This window comes from Streptomyces sp. NPDC007162, from assembly GCF_040634175.1.
In the GTDB taxonomy this organism is placed as follows: domain Bacteria; phylum Actinomycetota; class Actinomycetes; order Streptomycetales; family Streptomycetaceae; genus Streptomyces.
Genome location: NZ_JBEYFC010000398.1, coordinates 1 through 8,455 on the forward strand (window position 1 = coordinate 1; position 8,455 = coordinate 8,455).

Sequence of the window (8,455 nt, forward strand, 5' to 3'; positions counted from 1 at the left end):
TGGAGAACCCCGCCTGGTACACGGCCTACACGCCGTACCAGCCGGAGATCTCCCAGGGCCGGCTGGAAGCGCTGCTGAACTTCCAGACCGCGGTCGCCGACCTCACCGGACTGCCCACCTCCGGCGCCTCGCTGCTCGACGAGGGCACGGCCGCCGCCGAGGCCGTGGCCCTGTCGCTGCGCATGGGCAAGAACAAGAAGGGCGTCTACGTCGTCGACGCGGACGCGCTGCCGCAGACCATCGCCGTGATCCAGACCCGGGCGGAGCCGACGGGCGTGGAGGTCGTGGTCGCCGACCTCGCCGACGGCATCCCGGCGGACCTCGCCGCGCGTGAGATCAACGGCGTGCTCATCCAGTACCCCGGCGCCTCCGGTGCCGTACGCGACATCAAGCCCGTCATCGAGCAGGCGCACGAGCTCGGCGCGCTCGTCACCGTCGCCGCCGACCTGCTCGCGCTGACCCTGCTGGCCTCGCCGGGCGAGCTGGGCGCCGACATCGCCGTCGGCACCACCCAGCGGTTCGGCGTGCCGATGGGCTTCGGCGGGCCGCACGCCGGCTACCTGGCCGTCCGGGAGAAGTTCGCGCGCAGCCTGCCCGGACGGCTCGTGGGTGTGTCCGTGGACGCCGACGGGAACAAGGCCTACCGGCTCGCGCTGCAGACACGTGAGCAGCACATCCGCCGGGAGAAGGCCACCAGCAACATCTGCACCGCCCAGGTGCTGCTCGCCGTGATGGCCGGCATGTACGCCGTCTACCACGGGCCCGAGGGGCTCAGGGCCATCGCCCGGCGCACCCACCGGTACGCCACCGTCCTCGCCACCGGGCTCACCGCAGGCGGCGTCGAGATCGTGCACGGCGCCTACTTCGACACCCTCACCGCGCGCGTGCCCGGCAGGGCCGCCGAGGTCGTCGCGGCCGCCCGGCAGGGCGGTGTCAACCTGCGGCTCGTCGACACCGACCACGTCTCCATGGCCTGCGACGAGACCACCACGCGCGCCCAGCTGGCCGCCGTCTGGACCGCCTTCGGGGTCGAGGGCGACATCGAGGCGCTCGACGCGGTCGCCGAGGACACGCTGCCCGAGGCACTGCTGCGCACCGGGGCGTACCTCACCCACCCCGTCTTCCACGACCACCGTTCCGAGACCGCGATGCTCCGCTACCTGCGCAGGCTCGCCGACCGGGACTACGCGCTGGACCGGGGCATGATCCCGCTGGGCTCCTGCACCATGAAGCTCAACGCGACCACCGAGATGGAGCCGGTCACCTGGCCCGAGTTCGGCCAGCTGCACCCCTTCGCCCCCGCCGAGCAGGCACAGGGCTATCTGACGCTCATCCGGGAGCTGGAGGAGCGGCTCGCCGAGGTCACCGGGTACGACAAGGTGTCCCTGCAGCCCAACGCGGGATCCCAGGGCGAACTCGCCGGGCTGCTCGCCGTACGCGCCTACCACCGGGCCAACGGCGACGCGCAGCGGACCGTCTGCCTGATCCCGTCGTCCGCGCACGGCACCAACGCCGCCAGCGCCGTGATGGCCGGGATGAAGGTCGTCGTCGTGAAGACCGCCGAGGACGGCGAGATCGACGTCGAGGACCTGCGAGCGAAGATCGAGCAGCACCGGGACGAACTCGCGGTGCTGATGATCACGTACCCGTCCACCCACGGAGTGTTCGAGGAGCACGTCGCCGACATCTGCGGGCAGGTCCACGAGGCCGGCGGCCAGGTCTACGTCGACGGCGCCAACCTGAACGCCCTGGTCGGGCTCGCCAAGCCGGGCCACTTCGGCGGCGACGTGTCCCACCTGAACCTGCACAAGACCTTCTGCATCCCGCACGGCGGCGGCGGCCCGGGCGTCGGTCCGGTGGCGGTACGCGCCCACCTGGCGCCGTACCTGCCGAACCACCCGCTCCAGCCGGCCGCCGGACCCGAGACCGGGGTCGGACCGATCTCGGCCGCGCCCTGGGGCTCCGCGGGGATCCTGCCGATCTCGTGGGCGTACGTCCGGCTCATGGGCGGCGAGGGGCTGAAGCGGGCCACCCAGGTGGCCGTGCTCAGCGCCAACTACGTCGCCAAGCGCCTCGAGCCGCACTTCCCCGTGCTCTACACCGGCCCCGGCGGGCTGGTCGCGCACGAGTGCATCATCGATCTGCGGCCGCTGACCAAGGCGACCGGGGTGAGCGTCGACGACGTCGCCAAGCGGCTGATCGACTACGGGTTCCACGCACCCACGATGTCGTTCCCCGTCGCGGGCACGCTGATGATCGAGCCGACCGAGTCCGAGGATCTCGGCGAGCTGGACCGGTTCTGCGACGCGATGATCGCCATCCGCGCGGAGATCGACAAGGTCGGGGCGGGACAGTGGCCCGCCGACGACAACCCGCTGCGGGGCGCTCCGCACACGGCCGCCGCGCTCGGCGGGGAGTGGGAGCACGCCTACTCCCGTGCGGAGGCCGTGTTCCCGGCCGGGGTGTCGGCCGCCGACAAGTACTGGCCGCCGGTGCGCCGCATCGACCAGGCCTTCGGCGACCGGAACCTGGTGTGCTCGTGCCCGCCGCTGGACGCGTACGAGGACTGAGCCGCAGTACCCGGGCACGCACGCCGGCAGGAGGCCCCGCTTCGGCGGGGCCTTCCGCGTTCACGCCGGGTACGCGTGCGTCTGGCTCGCCTTGACCGTGGCCCAGACCGCGGCGCCCGGATGCAGGTCGAGTTCGGCCGCCGCGACCGTGGTGAGGTCGGCGGCGAGGGGGAGTGCTCCGGTCAGGCCGGCGCGGATCTGGTCGCCGTGCGTCTCCAGGCCGGTGACCTCGCAGCGCCAGAGGTTGCGGGCGCTGGTGCCCGTGGGGCGGTCCCGGAAGAGGGTCACCGCGCTCGGCGGGAACGCGACGAAGACGTCACCGGACAGCTCCTCGGCGATGCTGATCGCGGGGCCGCTCGCGGTCTTCACCGTGTGCCCCTCGGCCCGGCCCCGGTAGAGGTTGAGGCCGACGAGGTGGGCGATGTAGTCGGTGCGCGGATGACGGGCGATGTCGGCCGGGGTGCCCTGCTGGACGACCCGGCCGTGCTCGATCACGATCAGTCGGTCGGCCAGCACCATGGCGTCCAGCGGGTCGTGCGTCACCAGTACCGCCACGGCTTCGAACTCGGCCAGGTGGCGGCGGAGTTGGGAGCGTACGTCCAGGCGGGTACGGGCGTCGAGGGCCGCGAGGGGCTCGTCCAGGAGGAGCAGCCGGGGGCGGGTGGCCAGCGCGCGGGCCAGGGCGACGCGCTGGGCCTGTCCGCCGGAGAGACGGCGGGGTTTGGCCCCGGCGTGTCCGGCGAGCCCCATACGGTCCAGCCAGGCGGCTGCCAGCGCGCGTGACTCGGCCTTCGTCGCGCCCTGGCAACGGGGGCCGAAGGCGACGTTGTCCAGGGCCGTGAGGTGGGGGAAGAGGAGGTAGTCCTGGAAGACGACGCCCACCGGGCGGGATTCGGGGGGCGTGCGGTCCAACCGCTCGCCGTCCAGGTGGAGATGGCCGGCGGTGAGGTCGGTGAGCCCGGCCAGGGCGCGCAGGGCGGTGGTCTTGCCCGCTCCGTTGGGGCCGAGGAGGGCGACGACCTCGCCGGGGGCGGCGGTGAGGGTGATGTCCAGGTGGAAACCGGGGCGGGTGACGACGAGGTGCGCGTCGAGACCGGTGTCGGTTGCGGGCTGCGGCGGAGTGGTCATGGTGCTTTCATCCAACGGTCGCGCAGGCCCGCCAGTACCGCGATCGAGACCGCCAGCAGGACCAGGCTGAGGGCGATCGCCGCGTCGGGGTCGTTCTGGAGGGCCAGGTAGACTGCCAGGGGCATGGTCTGGGTGCGGCCCGGGAAGTTGCCCGCGAAGGTGATCGTCGCTCCGAACTCGCCCAGTGCGCGGGCCCAGGCCAGGACCGCGCCCGCCGCGATGCCGGGCGCGATGAGCGGGAGCGTGACCCGGCGGAACGCGGTGAAGCGGGAGGCGCCCAGAGTGGTCGCCGCCTCCTCGTAGCGCGGGTCGGCGGCGCGGAGCGTGCCCTCCACGCTGATCACCAGGAACGGCATGGCCACGAAGGACTCGGCGATCACCACCGCGGTCGTCGTGAACGGGAGCGTGATGCCGAACCAGGCGTCCAGCCACTGGCCGACGACCCCGTTGCGGCCGAGTGCCAGGAGCAGGGCCACACCGCCGACGACCGGGGGGAGGACCAGGGGGAGGGTGACCAGTGCTCGTACGAGAACCCGGCCGGGGAACTCCGTACGGGCCAGCAGCCAGGCCAGCGGCACCCCGAGGATCACGCTCACCACCGTCGCGGCCGTCGCGCTGAACAGCGAGAGCTGGAGGGCCTGCCAGACGTCGGGGCTGGTCAGCAGGGACGGGAGGCTGCTCCAGGGGGCGCGCAGGAGGAGTGCGGCCAGAGGCAGCAGGAGGAACGCCAGAGCTACCGCTCCGGGGAGGAGGAGCGGTAGTGGCACGGCGGTGCGGACGCGTCGGCGCCGCGGGCGGCCGGTGCGGGGGCCGGCCGCGGCGCCGGACTCGTCGGCCCTGGTCACGGCTTGAGGAACCCGGCCCGGTTCAGGACCTGCTGACCCTCGGCGGACTGCACCAGCGCGACGAACGCCTTGGCCACCGCGAGGTTCGGGGCGTTCTTCAGCAGAGCGATCGGATAGTCGTTGATCGCGCTCGCGGACTCGGGGAACTCCACGCCGTCCACCTTGCTGCCCGCGGCCTTCACGTCGGTCTTGTAGACGACGGCCGCGTCGGCCTCCTTGAGGACCACCTTGTTGAGGGCGGACTTGACGTCCTCCTCGTAGGAGACCGGGGTCAGCTTGAGCTTGCTTGCGTCCAGGGCCTTCTGGGCGGCCGCTCCGCAGGGCACCGTCTTGTCGCAGAGGACGACCTTGAGCGAGGACCTGGTGAGGTCCTTGAGGGAGGAGATCTTGTCGGGGTTGCCCGGCAGGGTGGCGATCTCCAGCTGGTTGCGGACGAAGGTGGCCGGTGCGGTGGCGGTGTCCTTCTTGTCCGTCACGATCGCCATGGTCTTGGCGCTCGCGGCGGCGAAGACGTCGGCCGGCGCGCCGCTGGTGATCTGCGCGGCGAGGGTGTCGCTGCCGCCGAAGCTGAAGTTGACCGTGGTGCCCGGGTGGGCCTTCTCGAAGTCGGCCTTCAGTGTCGTGAAGCTCTCCTTGAGGGAGGCCGCCGCGAACACGGTGATCGAACCCGACAGCTTGGGCGACGCCGACGACGAGGTGTCCGACTTGGTCGTCGCGGAGGAGTCGTCGGAGGACGAGCAGGCGCTCAGGGCCAGCAGGGCCGCGATCGAGACACCGGCCACCTGGAAGGTCCGCCGGGTCCGTCGCGCGGTACGGGTCATCACGAGTGAACTCCTCTGAGTCTTGTGAGCAAACTGTCGCGCCCTGCTGCGACCGGCAACGGCCGCGCGATGATGATACTGCCGCATTTGCCAGGCGTAAGTCCCCTGTCACATCGCATGAGCTGCACACATCGGTCGGCCACCTGGCATGTGCGTTTGTACGGTGCTGTGCCGCGGGTACCGCAAGGACCGGCTGCGCGCTTCCTCATCGCGGTCACCGGTGCCGAGACCGACCCCGATTTCGCCCATGTGCGGCGCCCGGCGTCCACCCGGACCGCGCGTGTGACCGGTCAGACGCGGTCGATGTGCACGTTCGTCGACTTCACCCGGGCGGTGGCCTCCATACCGACCTCCAGGCCCAGTTCCTCCACGGCCTCCCGGGTCAGCAGGGAGACCAGCCGGTGCGGGCCGGCCTGGATCTCGACCTGGGCGGCGACGTCGCCGAGCTTGATCGCGGTGACGATGCCGGGGAACGCGTTGCGGACCGAGGTGTAGGAGGTGTCCTCCTCGCCGGCGCCCGCCTTGGCCAACTCCACGGAGAACGCCGCGAGGTCCGTGCCGTCGATGAGCCGCCGGCCGCCCTCGTCGCGATGCGTGGCCATCCGGCCCGCGTCGGCCCAGCGGCGGGCGGTGTCCGGGCTGACGCCGAGCAGCCGTGCCGCCTGGCCGATCGAGTAGGAAGGCATGCGCTCACCCTAGGGCCAGGTGGCGGGCTGTGCGGACGAGGGGCGGCGGTCAGCTGAGCCCGGACGCCTCCAGGACCGCGCGGGCGTTCGTGTCGTCGATCTCGTGGCCGAGCCGGGCCAGCACCTCGGTGCCCCGGCGCAGGGTGCCGCGCTCAATGGAGCGGCGGACGCCGGTGTCGAGCTCGTGCCAGAGCAGGGGATTGGCGTGCAGGACGCCCGGGTCGAGCTCCAGCCGGTTGCCCAGGGTGTCACGCAGGACCAGATGCGCGGCGACGTCGCCGTACTGCCCGACGGAGAGGAGGGAGTCCGTGCGGACCGTACGGCGGCGCAGCGGGCCGCGTACCGCGAGCCAGCCGGGCCCCGCGGTGACGCGGGCCGGCAGCAGCATGCTGAGGATGATGGCCGAGAGGGCCACCCAGAGCAGGGCGCGGACCGGGGTGAGGCTGCCGGCGTCCCAGTCCACCCCGAGGGTGAGGCCGCCGAAGCCGAGGGCACAGCAGACGGCCAGGTGCGCGCTGCCACGCCAGGTGCGGTCGCCGGTCGCCCGGCCCCCAGGTCCTCTGTCCTCCATGAGGCCGACGGTAGGGGCCGGCGGGCGTGGGGGAGCGACCGCTGACGGGCTTCTTATACGGACTGAGCGGTTATTGACGGGATTCTTACGGCCGGGGGGGGGGCCGGGTTGCCGGGAGGAAGGGGGTCAGCCCGTGTGGACGCGCGGGCGTCGGGCGCGGTCCGGCTCGGCCTCGCGCAGTACCTCCCGGGTGACCGGGGCGACCTCGCCCTGGCCGAAGAGGAAGAAACGCAGGAAGTTGGCGAACGGGCCGCCCTCGGTCCACTCGAAGTAGATGTGCGGGATGGCGCCGGTCTCGTCGCGGACGTGCAGCAGCAGGGCGGCCAGGGCGTTGGGGATGGATGCCGACTCCAGGGTCAGCACGCGGTAGCGGCCGTGCAGGACCTCGCCGCGGACGGTGAGGCTCGCCTCGAACTCGGAGGGGTCGGTGACGGTGACCTCGACGAAGACGAAGTCCTCCTGTTCGGGCATGTCGTTGTCGGCCCGGATCTGGTCGACCTTGTCGCGGTACTCGGCCTTGTCACGGGCGTCCGGCTCGTTGGCGATGAACCGGATCCTGCGGCTGGCCATGTCCCTGACGAACCGCTCCGCCATGTCGTCGAGCGTCACGCTCGTCACGCGCAGCTCGAAGGCGCGGGCCAGCCGCGACAGCAGCGACACCAGGATGATGCCGACGATGAAGCAGGCACCGATCTTCACGCCGTCCGGCCGCTCGATGACGTTCACGACGGTCGTGTACAGGAACACCGCCGAGATCACCGCGAAGGCGACGGCCCACCTGTGCTGTCCGGCCTTGCGGGCGGCGATGGTCACCGCGATGGCCGCGGAGCTGATCAGGACCAGCACGCCGGTGGCGTAGGCGCCGCCCTGCGCGTCCACGCTGGCGTCGAAGATCCAGGTGACCAGGAAGGCGATCAGGGTGAAGACGATGACCATCGGACGCACGGCGCGGGCCCAGTGCGGGGCCATGCCGTAGCGGGGCAGGTAGCGGGGCATCAGGTTGAGCAGCCCGGCCATCGCGGACGCGCCGGCGAACCACAGGATGCAGATCGTCGAGATGTCGTAGACCGTGCCGAAGGCGCCGCCCAGGTACTGGTGCGCGAGGTAGGCGAGGGCACGGCCGTTGGCGGCGCCGCCCGGCTTGAACTCGTTCTCCGGGATCAGCAGCGTGGTGATGAAGCTGGTCGCGATCAGGAAGACGCTCATGATCAGGGCGGCCGTGGTGAGCAGCTTCTTGGCGTCCCGGATCCGGCCGGTGGGCTGCTGCTCGGTGTCGCCCGGGTCGCCCTTGACGTGCGGCATGACGGCGACACCGGTCTCGAACCCGGACAGGCCGAGGGCGAGCTTCGGGAAGACGATCAGGGCGACGCCGACCATGACGAAGACGTTGCCGTGTTCTGCGGTGAGGGCGCTGCTCCAGTCGGTGATGACGTGCTCGGCGGTGATGACGTGCCAGAAGCCGACGATCACCACGACGACGTTGAGGGCGAGGTAGATCCCCACCAGGGCGACCGCGACGCCGATCGCCTCCAGGAAGCCCTTGAGGAAGACCGCGCCGAGCAGCGCCACCAGGATCAGCGTGATGATCATCTGTTTGCCGTGCAGGGCGTCGGTCAGATGGGGGTTCTCCACCAGGTGGGTGGAGGCGTCGGCGGCCGAGAGCGTGATCGTGATCAGGAAGTCCGTGGCGGCGAAGCCGAGCAGGGTCAGCACGAACAGCTTGCCCTGCCAGAAGGAGAGCAGGCGCTCCAGCATGGCGATGGAGCCCTCGCCGTGCGGACTCTCCTCGGCGACGCGCCGGTAGACCGGCAGGGCGCCGGCCAGGGTGACGATC

General features: G+C 71.6%; 7 protein-coding genes. 1 reads left to right on the forward strand and 6 read right to left on the reverse strand.

Annotation, left to right across the window (positions count from 1 at the left end):
- Positions 1–2,570, forward strand: a 2,570-nt coding sequence (gcvP, locus tag ABZ646_RS33770; RefSeq protein ID WP_360527495.1) for an aminomethyl-transferring glycine dehydrogenase, incomplete at its 5' end; no start/stop codon positions are given.
- A 60-nt stretch (positions 2,571–2,630) separates the two neighbouring features.
- On the opposite strand, the gene ABZ646_RS33775 is transcribed toward gcvP, so the two are convergent.
- The 6 genes from ABZ646_RS33775 to ABZ646_RS33800 form a co-directional block, all read right to left on the reverse strand.
- A complete protein-coding gene (locus ABZ646_RS33775) occupies positions 2,631–3,698 on the reverse strand; it encodes an ABC transporter ATP-binding protein (RefSeq protein WP_360527498.1) in 1,068 nt (355 codons plus the stop codon).
- Entirely contained in the window at positions 3,695–4,543 is an 849-nt protein-coding gene (locus ABZ646_RS33780) for an ABC transporter permease (RefSeq protein WP_360527501.1), read from the reverse strand. Before ABZ646_RS33780 ends, ABZ646_RS33775 begins: the two co-directional genes overlap by 4 nt.
- Positions 4,540–5,364 carry a molybdate ABC transporter substrate-binding protein gene (gene modA / locus ABZ646_RS33785; RefSeq protein ID WP_360527504.1) on the reverse strand — a complete coding sequence of 275 codons (825 nt, stop codon included), beginning with the start codon at positions 5,362–5,364 and terminating at the stop codon, positions 4,540–4,542. The genes ABZ646_RS33780 and modA overlap by 4 nt, the downstream gene beginning before the upstream one ends.
- A 290-nt stretch (positions 5,365–5,654) precedes the next feature.
- A complete protein-coding gene (locus ABZ646_RS33790) occupies positions 5,655–6,050 on the reverse strand; it encodes a helix-turn-helix transcriptional regulator (RefSeq protein ID WP_360527507.1) in 396 nt (131 codons plus the stop codon).
- A 49-nt stretch (positions 6,051–6,099) separates the two neighbouring features.
- Positions 6,100–6,621 carry a hypothetical protein gene (locus ABZ646_RS33795; RefSeq protein ID WP_360527510.1) on the reverse strand — a complete coding sequence of 174 codons (522 nt, stop codon included), beginning with the start codon at positions 6,619–6,621 and terminating at the stop codon, positions 6,100–6,102.
- Between the two features lie 126 nt (positions 6,622–6,747).
- Positions 6,748–8,455: amino acid transporter (locus ABZ646_RS33800; protein ID WP_360527513.1), on the reverse strand; the 1,708-nt coding region annotated here is incomplete at its 5' end.

Excerpts from the sequence above, each read along its gene's own strand:
- ABZ646_RS33790 (WP_360527507.1), bottom strand. The coding sequence starts at position 6,050 with ATGCCTTCCTACTCGATCGGCCAGGCGGCACGGCTGCTCGGCGTCAGC.
- ABZ646_RS33795 (WP_360527510.1), bottom strand. The coding sequence starts at position 6,621 with ATGGAGGACAGAGGACCTGGGGGCCGGGCGACCGGCGACCGCACCTGG.
- ABZ646_RS33775 (WP_360527498.1), bottom strand. The coding sequence starts at position 3,698 with ATGACCACTCCGCCGCAGCCCGCAACCGACACCGGTCTCGACGCGCAC.
- modA (WP_360527504.1), bottom strand. The coding sequence starts at position 5,364 with ATGACCCGTACCGCGCGACGGACCCGGCGGACCTTCCAGGTGGCCGGT.